The 17,934-nt window shown below is 51.1% G+C and carries 15 protein-coding genes; 11 read left to right on the forward strand and 4 right to left on the reverse strand.

Features of this window, described 5'->3' with window-relative positions; genetic code table 11:
* Positions 1–23: 23 nt before the first annotated feature.
* The 11 genes from J2Y43_RS14620 (at position 24) to J2Y43_RS14670 (ending at position 14,637) form a co-directional block, all read left to right on the forward strand.
* Entirely contained in the window at positions 24–452 is a 429-nt protein-coding gene (locus J2Y43_RS14620) for an antitoxin Xre/MbcA/ParS toxin-binding domain-containing protein (protein ID WP_309983807.1), read from the forward strand.
* On the forward strand, positions 452–904 hold the full coding sequence (locus tag J2Y43_RS14625; protein ID WP_309983809.1) for an RES family NAD+ phosphorylase: 453 nt from the start codon (positions 452–454) through the stop codon (positions 902–904). The genes J2Y43_RS14620 and J2Y43_RS14625 overlap by 1 nt, the downstream gene beginning before the upstream one ends.
* Before the next feature lie 36 nt (positions 905–940).
* Positions 941–2,014 (forward strand): histidinol-phosphate transaminase, encoded by a 1,074-nt coding sequence (hisC, locus tag J2Y43_RS14630; protein ID WP_309983811.1) that lies wholly within the window; start codon positions 941–943, stop codon positions 2,012–2,014.
* A gap of 45 nt (positions 2,015–2,059) precedes the next feature.
* Positions 2,060–2,581 (forward strand): hypothetical protein, encoded by a 522-nt coding sequence (locus J2Y43_RS14635; protein WP_223401438.1) that lies wholly within the window; start codon positions 2,060–2,062, stop codon positions 2,579–2,581.
* A 102-nt stretch (positions 2,582–2,683) separates the two neighbouring features.
* On the forward strand, positions 2,684–6,007 hold the full coding sequence (locus J2Y43_RS14640) for a UvrD-helicase domain-containing protein (RefSeq protein ID WP_309983816.1): 3,324 nt from the start codon (positions 2,684–2,686) through the stop codon (positions 6,005–6,007).
* A gap of 55 nt (positions 6,008–6,062) precedes the next feature.
* Complete coding sequence (locus J2Y43_RS14645) at positions 6,063–9,497, forward strand: response regulator (RefSeq protein WP_309983818.1); 3,435 nt, start codon at positions 6,063–6,065, stop codon at positions 9,495–9,497.
* 11 nt (positions 9,498–9,508) lie between these two features.
* The gene (locus tag J2Y43_RS14650) at positions 9,509–10,315 is read left to right on the forward strand and encodes a CheR family methyltransferase (RefSeq protein ID WP_309983819.1); all 807 of its coding nucleotides are present in this window, start codon (positions 9,509–9,511) and stop codon (positions 10,313–10,315) included.
* Between the two features lie 2 nt (positions 10,316–10,317).
* Positions 10,318–10,896, forward strand: a complete 579-nt coding sequence (locus J2Y43_RS14655; RefSeq protein WP_309983821.1) for a chemotaxis protein CheB — start codon at positions 10,318–10,320, stop codon at positions 10,894–10,896.
* An 18-nt stretch (positions 10,897–10,914) separates the two neighbouring features.
* The gene (locus J2Y43_RS14660) at positions 10,915–12,858 is read left to right on the forward strand and encodes a response regulator (RefSeq protein ID WP_309983823.1); all 1,944 of its coding nucleotides are present in this window, start codon (positions 10,915–10,917) and stop codon (positions 12,856–12,858) included.
* A gap of 86 nt (positions 12,859–12,944) precedes the next feature.
* The gene (locus J2Y43_RS14665; RefSeq protein ID WP_090152644.1) at positions 12,945–13,712 is read left to right on the forward strand and encodes a hypothetical protein; all 768 of its coding nucleotides are present in this window, start codon (positions 12,945–12,947) and stop codon (positions 13,710–13,712) included.
* 490 nt (positions 13,713–14,202) lie between these two features.
* The gene (locus J2Y43_RS14670; protein ID WP_309983826.1) at positions 14,203–14,637 is read left to right on the forward strand and encodes a transcriptional regulator, SarA/Rot family; all 435 of its coding nucleotides are present in this window, start codon (positions 14,203–14,205) and stop codon (positions 14,635–14,637) included.
* Positions 14,638–14,729: 92 nt separating this feature from the next.
* Here the strand turns inward: J2Y43_RS14670 and J2Y43_RS14675 are convergent, their stop codons facing one another.
* From J2Y43_RS14675 to J2Y43_RS14690, 4 genes are read right to left on the reverse strand one after another with little or no spacing between them, the layout of a single operon-like run.
* Positions 14,730–15,557, reverse strand: a complete 828-nt coding sequence (locus J2Y43_RS14675) for a DUF4097 family beta strand repeat-containing protein (RefSeq protein WP_309983828.1) — start codon at positions 15,555–15,557, stop codon at positions 14,730–14,732.
* 4 nt (positions 15,558–15,561) lie between these two features.
* Complete coding sequence (locus J2Y43_RS14680) at positions 15,562–16,428, reverse strand: DUF4097 family beta strand repeat-containing protein (RefSeq protein WP_309983830.1); 867 nt, start codon at positions 16,426–16,428, stop codon at positions 15,562–15,564.
* Positions 16,429–16,448: 20 nt separating this feature from the next.
* A complete protein-coding gene (locus tag J2Y43_RS14685) occupies positions 16,449–17,288 on the reverse strand; it encodes a HEAT repeat domain-containing protein (protein ID WP_309983832.1) in 840 nt (279 codons plus the stop codon).
* Entirely contained in the window at positions 17,275–17,799 is a 525-nt protein-coding gene (locus J2Y43_RS14690; RefSeq protein WP_309984272.1) for a sigma-70 family RNA polymerase sigma factor, read from the reverse strand. Before J2Y43_RS14690 ends, J2Y43_RS14685 begins: the two co-directional genes overlap by 14 nt.
* Between the last annotated feature and the right edge of the window lie 135 nt (positions 17,800–17,934).

Below are 17,934 nucleotides of genomic sequence, written 5' to 3' on the forward strand. Positions count from 1 at the left end.
AACGGCCTTAAAATTACAGAAAGATGACAGCATACATGGTTAACGAACGTTTGGGAGGTTATGAAACCCTCAAACATGCTGTGAAAAATGACTTCGACCTGGCTTACCTGGCCGAAAACGGCGTTCCGAAAGCTTCTATTCAGCATCTGGCTGATTCTATCGGGATGGATATTAAAGATGTGATAGCGCTGTTGCCTGTTACTTCAAGGAATTTGCAGCGTTACAATGATATTGATCTGCTTAGCAATGTAGTTTCCGATCATCTGATCGCCCTGGCCGATCTGTTTTCAGTAGGGAACCGGGTTTTGGGTAAAGAATATTTCCTCGATTGGCTGAACAACGAGGTGCCTGCGCTGGGTAGTGAGAGACCGATCAGCTTTTTACGGACCCATGCGGGTATAGAGCTGGTCAAGACCGAATTAGGGCGCATGGAACACGGTATTTTCGCTTAATGGAGCTATTCAGGATAACAAGATCGGAATATCAGGATGATTTGAGTGGAATAGGGGCTTTCTACAACGGGGGACGATGGAACACCCCGAGAAACGCCATGCTGTATACTTCTTCCCACCGCTCGCTGGCCATGCTGGAAGTGCTCGTGCACTGGCATAAAACCGTGACGCCCCCGAATTACGTGATTGTTTCCCTGGAAATCCCCGATGATATTGTGAGCGTAACCGCGCCGTCGCTGGTGCCCGAATGGTCGGAAGATGAGCAATGGAGCAAAGGAATAGGCGATTCGTGGCTGAAAGCGGGTAACAGCCTTTTACTGAAAGTACCTTCGGTGGTGGTGAAGGCCGAGCAAAACTACCTCGTCAATCCGATGCATCCCGACGTTCTTTCTCTCCGCATTACCGACATAGAGCCGCTGAATTTCGATAAAAGGCTCTTCAAAAAGATTTAGAATCCACACACGGCAATCGCCGTAATTTCCGATAGTATGAATAACAGTTTCGATTTAACCAAAATCCTTCGCCCGCACATCCTCACGCTGGCCCCGTATTCATCCGCAAGAGACGAGTATACCGGCCATGTGGGTATTTTCCTGGATGCGAATGAAAACCCTTACGGTTCGGTGACCGGTGAAAACTACAACCGTTATCCCGATCCTTACCAGGCCGAAATCAAGCAGAAACTGAGCCCGATCAAGCAGGTGAGCCCCGACCGTATCTTCCTCGGAAACGGCAGCGACGAACCGATCGATTTGCTCACACGCGCTACGTGTACACCCGGGCATGACCATGTGATTATCCTGCCGCCCACGTACGGCATGTACGAGGTAAGCGCTTCGATCCACGACGTGAAAATCGACAAGGTATCGCTCACGAATGATTACCAGATCGATACAGAAGCCGTTTTGAATGCGGTAACGCCACAGACGAAGATCATCTGGATCTGCTCGCCGAATAACCCGACGGGCAATGTCATGCAGTACGACGCCATCCAGACCATTCTGGAAAATTTCAGTGGATTGGTGGTTGTGGATGAAGCATATATTGACTTCACCGACGAGCCTTCCTGGATCCAGCACCTGGACAAATATCCCAACCTGGTGGTATTGCAGACATTCTCGAAAGCCTGGGGGCTTGCAGGTATCCGCGTAGGGATGTGTTTCGCTTCACCCGAACTGATCCGCATTCTGAACAAAATCAAACCGCCTTACAATATCAGCTTGCCGGCACAACAGGCATTGCTCGAAGGCCTGAACGGTATTGAGAAAAAGGACAAAATGGTGGCCGATATTCTCGAACAGCGCGACGTGCTGGCTGAGAAGCTGCAAAGCTTGCCGATCGTGGTTAAAATCCATCCTACGGACGCCAACTTCCTGCTCGTGCAATTCGAAGATGCGAAGGGCGTGATGGACTATCTGATCCGGGAGACGATCATCGTGCGCGACCGTTCGCGGGTACATTTATGCGAAGGATGCCTGCGCATTACCATTGGTACAAAAGAAGAAAACGAAGTTTTGATCGAATCATTAAAGAAATTCCAGCCTCAGAACGTTATCGTATAGCTGGTGTTTCAGCGTTCCAGGAACATTTCCCCGATTTAATTAACTATGAAGAAATTAGCCTTAACATTTATTTGCGCACTTTGCTTCGGAATGGCACACGCCCAATACGACAACTGGGCGGTTGGTTTCAAACTCGGTGAACCCACCGGTGTCAACATCCGGAAGTACTTCAACAACATCCATGCCATCGACGTGACTGTCGGTACTTTTGGGGGGATCCTCGGTAACGACCGCAAGTACCGCGGCGACAACGGGATTTACAAAAACACCGGTATTTCGCTCCAAATGCATTATTTATGGCACACGCCATTGTTCAACTCGGAGGCTGTGCACGTGTATTACGGCATTGGCGGGCAGATCAACAACCGCCGCGCGTACCCGAAACGCCTGAATGGTGACTACGAGAAAAACCTTACCCTGGGCGGTTCGGCGTTGGGTGGTTTTGAATACTACATCCCCGATAACCGGATCTCAGTGTTCCTGGAAGGGGGAACGTACGTGGAGCTGCTGAGAAAGCCGTTCTTCCTGAGCCCCAATATCTCGGCCGGTCTTCGCTTCAATCTTTAAGCGATACTTCTTTCAAAAGCATACGAAAAGCAGGCGCAAGCCTGCTTTTTTTGTTTAATTTGATCTGCGGTTCTCATTCGCTTCACCATACATCAGCACAAAGTGTTTAAAGTTTACAGTTCATCAGCAGGCTCGGGTAAAACCTACACCCTCACCAAAGAATACCTCAAACTGGCCCTGCATTCCAATTCGGAATTGTATTTCAGGCATATTCTGGCTGTGACGTTTACCAATGCGGCTGCCAACGAAATGAAGGACCGCATTCTGCTGATGCTGCGGACATTCTCGGCTTACACCGAAAACGACACGAAACCGCACCCGATGATGCGCGATGTGGTAATCGAAATGTACCCCGATACCGAGCATAACGCGGAGCTTTTCTCAGGTGCTTGCCAGCTCATCGCCGCCCGAGCGCAAATGGTTTTCGGGCAAATTCTGCATCGTTATTCGGACTTTTCCGTGATGACCATCGATAAGTTTACGCAGCGGCTCATCAGCAGTTTTACCGATGAACTAGGCATCCCGTTCGTATTCGAAACACAGCTCGACAGCGATTTGCTGGACGACGCCGTGGACCGGCTGCTGGCCCGCATCGGGCAGGAGGGCGAGGAGGTGCTGACCGACATTGTCGAAAAATACTACCGGGAGAATGCCGAAGAAGGCAAAAATTGGGGCGCGTTACCGATGCAGATCCGCGATACGGCAGGGACTTTGCTCAGCGAGCAGAGCTATATGCAAATGAAGCGGGTAGAAGACCTCAAAATGGAGGACTGGATCGCTGTACGCAGGCAAATGCGCGAGTTCGTACGCGGGCGCGAGGAAATGATGACTAAGGATGCGAAGAATGCGTTTGAACTGATCCAGTCGACCTACCTGAGTGAAAAGGACTTCCACCAAAGCGGCAGGGGCATTTACGGCTATTTCCGCGACCGCGCGGAGGGCAAAAAGCTGTGGATGGAACCCAATTCTTATGTTTACAAAACCATCGGCGAAGGCGTGTGGTATGGTGCCAAAACCCCCGCGCCGATCCGCGACGAAATAGAACGCCTTCGCACCGATCTGGAAAACTATTATCATCAGATCGAAAACATACGCTCGGCCGAAACCGGGAAAATTACATTGTACAACCAGCTCGACAGGCACATTTACAACCTCTCGCTGCTGGGAGAAATCCGGAAGGAGTTCGACGCATTGTTGAAACAGAACAACCAGGTCCATATCTCGGATTTTAACCGGAAGATTGTCGATATCGTGGCCCGTGAGCCGGTACCGTTCATTTTTGAGCGGTTAGGCGAAAAATACAACCACATTCTGGTCGATGAATTTCAGGATACTTCCAAATTGCAATTCGCGAACCTGCTGCCGCTGATCGAGAATGCATTATCCAGCGGCTATTTCAACCTGATCGTCGGCGATGCGAAGCAGTCGATTTACCGGTTCCGGGGTGGGGATATGGATTTGATATTGCATTTGGCGCAAAACCAGGTGATGCGGCTGGGCAGCATTCTCGGCAATAGCCCGTTTAATGACGAACGGCTGTTTGCATTAGACAACTACCTGCATATCAATCATCTCAAAACCAACCGGCGCAGCTTCCGGGAGGTTACGGAGTTTAATAACAAGTTCTTCGGCTTCATTGCCGACTCGCTAGGCGGCGAATACCCGCTCATCCGCGAGGTGTACGACGAGCATTTCAGCCAGGAGATACCGGACGGCGTGAGCGAAGGCGGCCATGTGGAAATCGAGTTTCTCGAAATGAATGAGGCTGCGGAGGAAGGTGCCGAAGAATCGTCTTCTGACCCGATTTCCCGAAGAGCGCTGGAACTGGTCCGTGCACTCCGCGAGGAAGGCTACCATTGGCGGGATATGGCCATTTTGTGCAGAAAGAAAAAAGAGGCCACTACGCTGGCCAATACTTTGAAAGAGGCCGGTTTCCCTCTCATTTCCGACGACGCATTGTCGCTGGCCTATTCGCGGTCGGTGCATTTCATTATTTCGTTCATGAAAGTGCTGCATAGCTCGGACCACCGGCTGGCGCGGTACGAAGCTGCTTACCTGTTTCACCAGGTGATCCGCCGCCAGAACCCGGCACCGCACGAATACGAGGAGATCAGGGTGCTTTGCGAGGAGCGCGGGCTGGACAGTTTCCTCGAATATTTCAGGAAATGGGATATTGCCATTACCTCGTTCAAAATGCGGCAGGTGTCGGTGTTTGAGCTTACGGAGCTGCTGATGCAGCAATTCGGGCTCTTCAAACAGCAACTCGAAAGCGAATACCTGTTCCGCTTCCTGGATGTGGTGCTGGAATTTGGCAACCGGAAGAGTAACCACCTCGGCGATTTTCTGAACTATTGGGAATCAGCTAAATACAAGTTTTCGATCACGGTGCCGGATGCTACCGATGCCATTCGCATTACCACCATTCACAAGTCGAAAGGACTGGAATATCCCGTGGTAATCATCCCGTATGCGCAATGGAAAGTAACGCCGAATGCCCGCCTCGACCGGCTTTGGGTAGATATGGATGAGGTTGATTATGAGGAGATCCGGTTGGAAGATAAGCCGCATTATACCAATGCCAAATTGCGGAGCTCGATGGTTTCGGTCGTGAAAGAGCTTGAAAACACGGTGGTAGGAGAACAATATCGCGAGGAACGCATGCGGACGCTGATCGAAAACCTGAACTTGCTCTATGTGGCTTTCACGCGCCCTGTGCAGCGCTTGTACGTGCTTGCGAAGCGGGAGCGCAGGTGGGAGTCGGGGCAGCAGATCAACCACTGGCTGCGTGACTATCTGAACCAGGAAGGTTTTACACCCGCCTGGGATGAAACGATTTCGAAGTATGTCATTTCAGCCGCTTCCGGCACGCTCCGGCACGCGCACGTGAGCGCGGGAGCGGGTTCTTTTGTTTTGAAAAACATATTAAGCAACGACCGTACCGAGTCGCTGCGCCTGCGCCGGATGGCCGACCGCATTTTCGATGTACAGACCTTCGAGCCGAGGCACGACCGCCTGCAAAAAATGCGGTATTTGCTCACAAGGCTAAAAACCATTTCAGACCTTCCCTTAGCATTGGAGAAGCTTGTAGGAGAGGGGATATTTACCCGGAAGGAGACGCGCGAGATCGAAAATCTGACGATTTCTTTGTTGCAAGACCCCTCATTACAAGTGCTTTATCAGGACGAAAACCATATTCAGATCAATAAAGAACTGCTGGTGCCGGGCGGGAAAATGCTGCATATAGACAGGGTCGTTCAGCGGCCGGGCGGGGAGTATATTTTCATGTCGTTCGTAGGCGGGAACAGCGCCGATGAACCGCGCAGGCATTTAAAGAAACTGATCAAAACCTTTTCGGAGAATGGAAAACCCTCGCGCGGAGTGCTGATCACCCTGGAAGACGAACTGGTTGAATGGGTAGAAATGTAGAAATATAGTCCTCCAATCTTCTTTTAGTAGTATTTTTACTTGATATTCAACGTTTATGCAACTTACTTTTCAGCGCCAGGTTTTACTGGGAATCTCATTTTCAATTCTTTTAGTACTCGTCGTCGGATATGTGTCCTACAACGCTATTCTCCTGCAACAGGAAAACACCGGCTGGGTGGATCACACGAGGGAGGTAATGCGTGTGTCAACTTCTGTTAAAAACCGGTTGCTGACCGCCGAGGCGAACGTCCGCGGCTTTGCTATCACCGGTAACCGCGCGTTCGAAGCAAACTATCTGCAAGCATCCAACGACATATGGAAGGATGTCGAAACGTTGCAGAAGCTGGTCAAGGACAATAAAATACAAAGTGAGAGGGTGGATTCCCTGTCCGATCTCCTTGAATCGAGAGTGGAGTTGATGAATCGCCAATATGAGATCCTGAAAACGGATAAATACAGCATTGATACCATCCAACGCATTGTTTTAGAAGGAAAGGAAATTTCTTCCAGAATCGAATTCAGCTTCCGGCGGATCGAAAATCTGGAAGAAGGCCTTCTGGCCGAGCGGGAGCAAGTGGCTTCGACCAGCTCTGCACGTGCCAAGCAATACATTGTGATTGGTTCGTCGGTGTTTTTCCTGGTGATCCTTTTGCTGTACTATTTTATCCGCAAAACATACCTCGCCCAACGCGCCGGCGAGCGTGCTATGCAGCTGGCTAACCATAAACTGGAACAGCTGGGGGTAGAAGACCAGGAAAAAAACTGGATATTGAATGCAGCCATGGAAGTATCCAGCGCCGTTCGAGGCGAACCTACATTAACTCAACTTTCGGAGCGGTTGCTGAGCAAGCTGGCGGAAGTGACGGAGTCGCAGGTATCCGCTATGTACCTGGTTACACGCTCGGGCGACATGCTCGAACGGTCGGCCGTGCATGGCGTTTCGGCACCGGATGCGGCACCATCCTTTATCCCGTTCGGCGAGGGTATACTCGGGCAATTTGCAGCGGACGGGGGCAATGTCAAACGCCTGGATGTGGCAGCCGGTTATTTGCAGGTCAGGACGGCCACGGGCAACTCGGCACCCGGACTGGTATTAATGAAAAATATCACATTTGACGGGAGTACCGCCGGGGTGATCGAGGTGGGTTATCTGAAAGATCCCGGCGCTAAGGTTGTCAAATTACTTGATATGATTTCGGACAACGTCGCGGTGGCAATTATGGCTGCGCGTGCGAGGGAGACGGCCAACGAACTGCTGGAAAAAACGCAATTACAGGCGGAGGAGCTGGAAAGCCAGCAGGAAGAGCTGCGGGTTACCAATGAGGAACTCACAAGGCAAACTTCGCTTTTGCAGGTTTCGGAAGAAGAATTACGCGTACAGCAGGAGGAATTGAAGCAAATCAACACCGAGCTGGAAGAAAAGGCATTCATGCTTGAAGAACAGAAGAGTACGATTGAAGAGGCGCGCGACCAGATCCAGATCAAAGCCGACGAGCTCGAAAGGAGCGGGCGTTTCAAAAGCGAGTTCCTGGCCAATATGAGCCACGAATTGCGTACGCCGCTGAATAGCATCCTGATTTTGTCACGCATTCTGGGCGAAAATAAGGGTTCGCGACTAAACGAAGAGGAGGAGCGCTATGCTTCGGTGATTTACAATTCCGGAAACGATCTGCTGACGCTGATCAACGATATCCTCGACCTGGCCAAGGTGGAGGCGGGAAAAATAGAGCTTATACATGAAAATATCAGTACCGAATCTATTCTGACCGAGGTAAGAAGCACTTTCCAGAAAATAGCGGAGAATAAGGGGCTTGTATTGCAGGTGGAAAAGACGGCTTCTTGCCCGGCGACGCTGTTTACAGACCATACCCGCCTGTTGCAGATCTTGCGCAACCTGATTTCGAATGCGGTGAAATTCACATCGGCACCCGGCAAGGTTTCCCTTCTGATTTCGCAGGAAGATGGTCAGCTGCATTTCGAAGTGGCCGATACCGGCATCGGCATTCCGCTGGACAAGCAGGCGTCGATCTTTGAGGCATTCCAGCAAGCCGATGGCTCTACGAGCCGTAAGTATGGCGGTACAGGGCTTGGATTGTCGATCAGCCGCGAACTGGCCGGCCTGTTCAACGGGTCGATTTCTTTGAAAAGCGTCCCGGGCGAGGGATCTGTATTTACATTGAAAATCCCTTACCTGACCGAAGCGGACGAGCAAACCGCCGTGGCTGCGGTGGAAACCGTAGCTGAAACGGTAAAGCCGCAACCGCAGGAATCCAAACGGCTGGTTTCGGAAAACGGCAAGTCGCGCCGTTTGCTGCTGATCGAGGACGACGACGTTTTTGCCGCAGATATGGCCGCCAAAGCGCAGGCAAGTGGTTTTGCCGTGCAGATAGCGAGCAACGGCCGCCAAGCACTCGATATGGTCGGCACATTCAATCCGACCGCCATTATTCTCGATATGCATTTGCCGGATATGCCGGGTGAAGCAGTGTTGAAAGAGTTGAAGGGGGATCCCCGCACGCGCTTGATTCCCGTGCACACGGTGTCTTCGGGAGACTATTTTAATGACGATATGCTCAAAAACGGAGCGATCGGTTTCATGCAAAAGCCGGTGGACGAGCGGTCGGCCCAACAGATATTCACCGCTTTGAAGCTGGAAGGCAAAGACCTTGACCAGCAACGCATCCTGCTTGTCGAGGACGACGCCTATCAGAGCCAATACCTCGGCGATTTCCTGGTGAGCAATAACATTTTCGTGCTTTATGCCTATTCGGCTGCCGAAGCACTGTCGATCCTCGAAACGGAACGTGTGGATGGCATTATCCTGGACGTGCGGCTGGCGGATATGAACGGGCTGGATCTTTTGGACAAAATCAAAGAAAACCCGCAATGGAACGAACTGCCGGTAGTCGTGAATACGGCCGAAGACCTTACCCAGGCCGATTTGGGGCGTGTGATGAAGTATGCGCACCCGGTGGTGATCAAAACGAAGAAATCCAACGAACGCCTGCTCGACGAGGTGAAGCTTTTCCTTAAAAAGATCCAGCCGAAAACGCAGGAGCCGGAAACGCCGAAAGAGTCGTTCAGCAATGCGGTCGTGAATGCATCGCAGCTCTTCACGGGTAAGAAATTGCTGCTTGCCGACGACGATATGCGCAACATTTTCGCATTGAGTGCCGTGCTGGAAGACGCCGGTTTCAGCATTGAAATCGCTACAAACGGCAAGGAGGCGATCTATAAACTGGAAGATAATCCGGACATTGAGCTGATATTGATGGATGTGATGATGCCCGAAATGGATGGTATCGAGGCTACGCGCCGGATCAGGCAGGTGCCGAGGTGGGCCAATATCCCCATCATTGCCGTGACCGCCAAGGCCATGCAGGGCGACCGCGAGCAATGCCTCGAAGCCGGTGCCAATGACTATATTTCAAAACCCGTGGATGTTGACAAGCTGCTTTCGCTGATCAAGGTCTGGTTACAAGCTGCGTAATTATGGTGCTGATGGAATACTCCGAGCTGGAAATGCTCATTGTGCGGATCAGGAAGATATCGGGATTCGATTTTTCGGGTTATGCGAGGCCGTCGTTGCTGCGCCGGGCGAGCAGGTATTTAACCACCCATAAGATGGACTTCCCGCAGCTGCTCGCGTACATTGAGCAGGGCGGAAACGTGGTGTATGGCCTTATCCAGGAGTTGACCGTCAACTATTCGGAGATGTTCCGCGACGCGGACTTCTTTATGAAAGTGAAGGCGGAGGTGTTTACCTACCTCGAATCGTACCCGACGCTGCGCTTTTGGGTAGCCGGTTGCGCGTCGGGTGAAGAGGCCTATTCGCTGGCGATTTTTCTCAAAGAGGCGGGTTTTCTGAACCGTTCCCTGATTTACGCTACCGACCTGAGCAACAAGGCGCTCACGGCCGCTCGCGAGGGCATATTCACGCTCGGGAATGTGCGGACGTTCTCGGAGAACTACCTGGCGGCTGGCGGCAAGCATTCGCTGTCGGATTATTACCATGTCGCTTACAACAAGGCGGCCATGCTGCCCGAACTGCGGCGTAATATCGTGTTTTCGATGCATGACCTCACGGGCGACGGCGTGTTCAACGAGTTCCAGTTCGTCAGCTGCCGGAATGTGATGATCTACTTTACGCTCGAACTGAGGCAAAAAGTGTTCAGGCTTTTGTATGACAGTCTCAGTATGTTGGGTTTTCTTTGTCTGGGAAAACGCGAAACACTGCGCTACTCAGGTCTGGAAGAAAACTTCAAGGTCATTGACAGCACATTGAATATTTATCAGAAGATCAGATGAGTATGGCAAAGGACAATGGTTCACTCAATTTGGTACTGATCGGCGGGTCATCGGGCAGCTTTGCGATCTTTGAGGAGATAATCCGGCTGGTGAGAAACCCGTTGTCCTTCGCATTGATTTTCGTGCTGCACCGTGGCAAATCCAGCACGGCCGTTTTGCCCGAAATATTTAAAAACAAGACCAATGTAGCCATGAGCGAGCCGTATCATCTGGATCTGATCGAGACTAATTCCATTTATTTCGCTTACCCCGATTACCATTTGCTGATAGGCCCCGACCGGCGGTTCTACTACGACTGTACCGACAAGGATTTTTTTTCAAGACCATCCATCGATGCTACGTTCATTTCCGCTGCCGCTTCGGGTATTTCCGTAAAAGCGGCCATGCTGTTTTCCGGTTCCAGTGCTGACGGCGCTTTGGGCATGAAAACACTGGCGGAGAAAGGCTTCCCGACATATGTGCAGAACCCGGCCGAGGCAGAGTCCCCGCGCATGCCTGAACAGGCTATTTTGGCTTATGAAAAACATCGGGTGATGACCGGCGGAAACCTTTTTTCGATAATCAACGATATCCTACAATAGCTACTCAACGAATAACCCATGGAGAATACAAAGATTTTGCTGCTGGACGACAGGGAGGAGAACCTGATCTCACTCAAAGCGATCCTGAACCGGGACGATATTGACATTTACGCTACGACATCGACCAATGAAGCGCTCCGAATTGTCTGGGAAAATGAGATTGCCGTGGCGCTGGTGGATGTTCAGATGCCCGGAATGGATGGTTTTGAGTTTGCCGAGACACTTTATTCCAACCCGAAGACCCGTGAGATCCTGATCGTTTTCGTGACGGCTATTTCAAAAGAAACCACTTATGCCGTACGCGGCCTCAAAACGGGTGCTATCGATTACCTCTATAAGCCGCTCGACCCTTATATTACCAACGCGAAAGTGGATTCGCTCATCAAACTGGCGCGCAGCCAGCGTGAAATACGGGAGAAGAACAAGCTGCTCGAAAACTATGCGACGATCGTCCTGAATTCACCGGATATCATTGCCACGGTGGAGCCGGATACGGGCTCGATATTGTCGATCAATCCATCGGTGGAGACGATCCTGGGCATTGCACCGGCGTCGCTGATCCGGACATCGATGCTCGATTTGCTGGTAGATCCGGTGAAATCAGGCCTGCGGGAAGTGCTCGTGAAGCGGAGTTTCGTGGGCGGCGAGACCATTGTGGTAGAGGACCAGTTTTACGGACGGCTGCGGCAACCTGTTTGGCTGGAATTGAGGATTATGTATAAGAACCGGCTGCTTTTTGTAAACCTGCACGATGTGGAGAAACGGAAAGCACACGAATTGGCGCTGATATACGCGCAGGCGCAGGCTGAAAAAGCACGTAAAACAAAGGAGTCGTTCCTGGCCAATATGAGCCATGAAATCAGAACGCCGCTGAATGGCATTATCGGCTTGGGTAACCTGCTTTCGGCGACAGAACTCAGCGACAGCCAGGAAGAGCTGGTAAACATGCTCCGGCAGTCGTCCGGATCGTTGCTGAATATCCTGAACGACATTCTGGATATATCCAAAATTGACGAGGGCAAATTTTCGATTATTCCTACGTCTACCGACTTGCGGGTACTGGGCAAGCAGATCATTGATTTGATGCAATTTAAAGCCGACGAAAAGAAGCTGGAACTGCGGCTGGAAATCGACAGCCGGATTCCCGAATGCGTTACGGTGGACGGCATGCGCCTGAACCAGATTTTGCTGAACCTGATCGGCAATGCATTGAAATTCACCGAAAAAGGCAGTGTGACGGTAAAAATGGAACACCTCGCCGAAACACCGGCCGGGCACCGCATACGCTTCGCGGTGGAGGATACGGGCATAGGGATGTCGGACGAGCATTTAACCAATATTTTCTCGGAGTATGGTCAGGCTTCCGAGAATACGTCGCATCAATATGGCGGTACCGGCCTCGGACTGACGATTTCGCAGAAACTCGTGCGCCTGATGGGCAGCGAACTGGAAGTAAACAGCCGTTTTCATCATGGCAGCCAGTTTTTCTTCACCTTGATCGTCCCGGATGCAAATGAAAAGTCGGGGAACGGCAAGCCGGTTGTTTCGTTCCAAAATCTGCCTTCATTTGATGGCAAGAAGGTGCTCGTGGCGGAGGACAACCCGATTAACGCATTGCTTTTGAAAAAATACCTCAAAGCCTGGCAGCTTAATGCCGTAATCGTAGGCAATGGAAAAGAGGCTGTGGAGCAGCTCAGGGAAGAGCTTTTCGACTTGATCATCATGGATACCCGCATGCCCGAAATGGACGGTTTCCAGGCGGCCCGCGTGGCGCGCGAGGAGCTGCACATTACAACACCGATTCTTTCCCTTTCGGCCACGGTATTGCCCGAAGAGATATCGCAAGCGCTGGAAGCAGGGATGAACGATACGCTTTCGAAGCCGTTCGAACCGGAGAAGCTGCATCAGAAAATAGACTTGCTGCTTTCAACCATCGCACCCGCAAACGTGTCCGAGGTTTAAAGTGCAACGATTTGCGGCAACTTTTCGTAATGATTAATTGCCGGATTTCGTTGTAGAAAGAGTAATTCTAATTGATAAAACAACAAATGAAAACGATCAGAAACAGTTGGTCATTGCTGCTGTTAATAGCCCTGGGCGGTTGCAGTTCTTCCAAAACGATGCCTTATGCATCCAAATGGAATGCGCCGTTCTCTTATGTAGATGAAATCAAACCCGACCAGCAGGACCAGCGGTCGCGCCTCAGATACGGAATCATCAACGATGACCAGTACGTGTACATCACGCTCAAAACAAAAGATCCCAACACGATCCAGAACATATTGAGCAGCGGCCTGAAAATTGCTTTCAGTCCCGAGGGGCAGAAGAAGGAAGGTTACGCGCTCACATTTCCGGTGGTAATGAAGGAAGATCGCAAGGCATTACGCCGCGTCGAAACCGATTTACCGAACAGTCTTGGCCTTGGACTGCTCTTGGATTCGTACAATAAAGAGGCTGTTTGGAAAGACCGTGACGGCCAGCATCTGATCGACCTTGTGCGTCCGGATGGCAGCATTAAATCGCATATCTCCATGGATCGCGACGGCGAACTCACCGAGCAAATCGCAATTCCCTTCGCGCTCATGAATGTGAATGCGCGCGAGACCGGCATGATGGGAATGAGCATCAAGGTCGACGGGCAATCATCGTCCAATTCAGGTTTCAGTCCGCGCATCGGTATCGGCCTTGGGGGCGGTATCGGTATGGGCGGCGGCATGGGAGTGGGCATTGGTACCGGCGGGTATAACTCGCGTTACAATGGCAACGACCGCAATGTAGACATTCGTCTGGAAGTACAATTGGCAAGAGCTAATTAAACCAGTCTTTATCAGGATTTCAGCCCGCGGCATTTGGTGTCGTGGGCTTTTTTATTGTCAGGTGTGGGCAGGTAATAGTCAAGAGCTGTTAAGGGTGTTTGGCGTGCGACAATTATAGTTCAGCCGCGGGGAATTGTTGTTGCATCCCTGACGGGATTTTCACAATTACGTTGGCTTCCTGTTGCTACCAATATTACGTCGCTACGCGACTTGCGCGGTCACTTTTGAAATGCCGCTAGGCATGTGATATTGGTAGCGCATCAAGTTTCCTAGCATTCCCCGGCGTGCCGTAGGTACGCGACAACAATGGCTCGGTCAGCAATGAGGTTGCGCACACCTGTTTGATATTTAAGCAGATGTAAACGCTCTTTTTTGTAAATATTAAAATAATCAACCAATTGTTTGCCAGAGATTTAGATTGTATATATTATTGCATAATACTTGACTACTCAAATATATATCAACTATAAATCAAATATATTTCAAATTTATGTCAACCATTTCTCCGGAACTGAAACTGTTTTTAAACCTGACTATTATCCAGACAATTACCGCGAAACGCTTCGATGCGAGGCTTCAAAATCATAGTATAAGCCTGAATGAATTCATGATTTTGCACCATCTGGCGAATGCACAGGATGAGAAATTGCGGCGTACGGATGTGGCCGAGAAGGTGGGTTTAACGGCCTCGGGGATTACCAGAATGCTGTCGCCTTTGGAGAAACTGGGGTATGTGAAACGGGAGGCCAACAGTCGCGACGCACGGGTGTCGTATGTGAAGCTGGCTAACGCCGGGAAGAAGATTTACCTCGAAGCCATCGCGACGGCGGAGGCTACGACCGAGCAGATCATGACCTCGGTAAAATCCAAAAAGCTGGATGAGTTGCAGCGAATGCTTGTGGAGCTCGGTGGGACTATCGAATAACCGCCATGTACCGGGAGTTTTAAAAAATACCCCTCAAAAAAACGCCTCTGGCAGACGATCTGCCAGAGGCGTGGGGCAATGCTCAGGAAATACTATTTCGCTTTCCTGACGTAGATATTTCCATTCATGTTCTTCATCATGATCTCGCTGCCGCCACCGTTGACTTTGCCTTTTACCCAATCTTCGATGCTGACCTTGTACATGCCGTCCTTGGCAGTCTTGGTCGCCTGCTGCACGGCTTTGTCGATGTCCACATCGAAGTCGCTGTAAATTTCGCCCCGATCGGATTTGGCCTTGATATCGAACTTGGCGGTGGGCGGCAGGGTAATGTCGACATTGCCGTTGAGTGTCGAGAATGCCATCGGCGATTTAGCGGACACGGTTTTGAAGTTTGCTTTCAGCAGGCCGTTCACCGTGTTGGCCACGGCCGAGCCCGATACGTTGGTGAGGCGGATGTCGCCATTCACGTTGGTGATCTCCATTTCGCCGTCCACATTCTCGATCAGGATGTCGCCGTCGTTGATCGTGCCCACATTCAGCGAGAACTTCGCCGGTACCTTAATCACCAGTTCCATTTTGGTATTGAACAGTTTGGAGCTCACGTTCACGACATTGTTTTCCTCGGTAGCCGAGATGTCCAGGCCGCCATTTTTGGAAATGCGCTTCATGCCGTCCACTTCCTTCGGTTTTTCGGCTTTCTCCGGTTGCCTGGTACTGGCATCGATCACCACCTGGTTGCCGGTGTAACCCGTTACACGGATTGTACCGGTAATGAGGTGTACTTTCAGTGAGCCGGGCTTGGCCGGGTCGCTCAGGGGGATCGTAAGTTGTTCTTTCAATTCGCCCTGGGCCAGCAATGGTGCCGAAATGGCGGTAAATGCTGTGAACGCTGCGAGGGCAAGAATGCGCGGGGTCTTCATTTTGCTATGATTGTTTTTTAAGATAGATATTGCCATTGAATGTTTCGAACTTATAGGTAGGGCCGCCGCTGCCGATGCGGATAAACGTTTCCGTACTCAGCTTGTAAACGGTCTTGTTTTCGCGGTTCTCCGCGTTTTTCACCACCTTCACCGGAAGTCTTTCGACGTTAGGAAAATCGGTGTAAAAATCGCCGTTGAACGTCTTGAACTGGCAGTCGACAGCCAGTGCGGCCGGGTAACTGATCTTGACGTCGCCATTGAGCGTTTTGAAATCCGATTCTCCGGATGGGAGCGAGACGTAATTCACTTCGACGTTGCCGTTGATCGTGTGCATGTTTGCAGCGCCTTTGGCATTCACGACTTTGATGGCTCCATTCACATTGCGTACGCCCAGCGAGCCGGTCACGTCGTTCACATTGATATCGCCGCCATTCACCGTGGAAACGTGCAAATTGAGCGAGTAGGGCACTTTTACCGTGAAATCCAGCTCGAAATCGTATTTGATTTTTGGGCCGTCCCAGTTCCGGCGACTATGGTTAGGCCGCGAATCGAAAGGGTTGGCGATGTAGGCGATAATGCTGTCGGCCTCCTGTTCGATTTCGAGTTTGAATTCGGATTTGCCCTCGTCGAGCCCTTCCTGTGTTTTGGCCCTGATCTTTTTATCGATTTCAAGTACCACTTTATCACCATTGTAGCCCTCCACTTTGATGAACCCGTTGATGTTGTAAATGGCCAGCACATTTTTGGCCGCCTGGCCGGCGCTGATCGTAAATTCCTTACTGACGTGCTCGTTGTGTTCCAGCTTCTGCGCCGGGGCCTGGGTACAGCAGAGCACTGCTCCCGCCAGCAGGGGGATTGCAAAATACTTCATGGCTAATAGTTGATTAAGGTTTATGAAAGGTCTTTGATTGTCTGTTCGATTTTGACTTTGACGAGGTCGTTCAGGTCTTCTTTTTGCAGCAATGTTTTCAATGCCTTCACCGAGCGTTTTTCCTGCAATTTGACCATCACATCCGCCAGGGCCACCTGCACCATCGGTGAATCCTGTAATGCGAGGGATTTCACCAATCCTTCCCGTACGGAGGCGTCACCGGCGTATTGCGTGAGCGCTTCGAGCGTAACGAGCCGCACATTTACGTTAGGATCGTTGTTTAAGGTGGTAAACAGCGCTTCTAAGATGCGATCGTCGGCATGCGTGATCTCACTGGTGTATCCCACCGCCCGGAGCCGCTCAGTGGCCGAAGGATTTTCAAGCAGCGAAAGCATCATCGTGCTCTTCATGTCCTGTACCTGGCTCGCCAGTGTCTCGATGCGCTGCTGGTAGGCGACGGCATCAACCTTGCTGCGGCTCGTCCGGTTGCCGATTACCCAGCCTAGCCCCACCAGCAGCAGGCTGAATCCGACTTGCACCGTCCATTGGGGCAATACAAACTCGCGTATGCTCTCCATCATGCTTTGGAACGAGAACCGCGCCGCTGCTTTTTCCGCCTCCTTGAACTCGTCGAGCATGGTGTAAAAATTGGTACGCATTGCTTCTTTGGGCTCAGGAATCCTGATTTTCGCCATGCTATCCCAGATCTGCTTGTCGGCCGCGAACGCTTCCTGGCAGCTCATGCACTCGGCCAGGTGGCGGTTAACCTCCATTTGCTCGCTTTTTTCGAGGTTGTTGTTGAGCCATTCGGTCAGCTTGCCTCTGGTATATTCGCAGTTCATTTCCTTATCGTCTTTCATTTGTAAAAAACCTTTTCTTCAATTCTCCCAATGCCCTGTGTACCCGCACCTTCACCGTTCCTTCGTTGATATTCAGTACTTTGGCTATTTCATCGTATTTCATCTCCTGAAACCTGCTCAGTATCAGCACCTCGCGGTATTCGGGGCTTAATGCACCCATTGCTTCGTGCAGAACGGCGTTTTCCTGCTGCCTTTCCAGGTTCTCGTCGGCGCGCATTCCGCCTTCGAGCCGGTCGGCCACCTCGTTCACATCGTAAAAATTGAACGACCTGTTTTGCTTCACCGAATCGTTGAGGACGTTCCGGGCCAAGTGGTACATCCACGTCCTGAACTCGCCGTCCCCGGTAAACGTGTGCCGGTATTTGAGCATCCGGTAAAACACATTCTGGACGAGGTCCTCGCTGAGGTCGGCCTTATGCGTCATGTGGTAAAAGAATCCGAAAAGCGGCCGGTTGTACCGTTCGAAGAGCAGGCCCATCTTATCCAGGTCCCCGGTTTTGACCCGGAGCATCAGCGAGTTGTCGGTTAGGGTATTCAAGGCTCTGCGCTTTATTTTCGTGATTTTGATGTGGTAACTCCCGGGAATGGGAAAGGTTACAGGAATTTAGGAAAAAAGTTAAAAAAGTTTTTAACTGATTGATTATCT

Source organism: Dyadobacter sp. BE31 (assembly GCF_031457695.1).
Lineage (GTDB): Bacteria > Bacteroidota > Bacteroidia > Cytophagales > Spirosomataceae > Dyadobacter.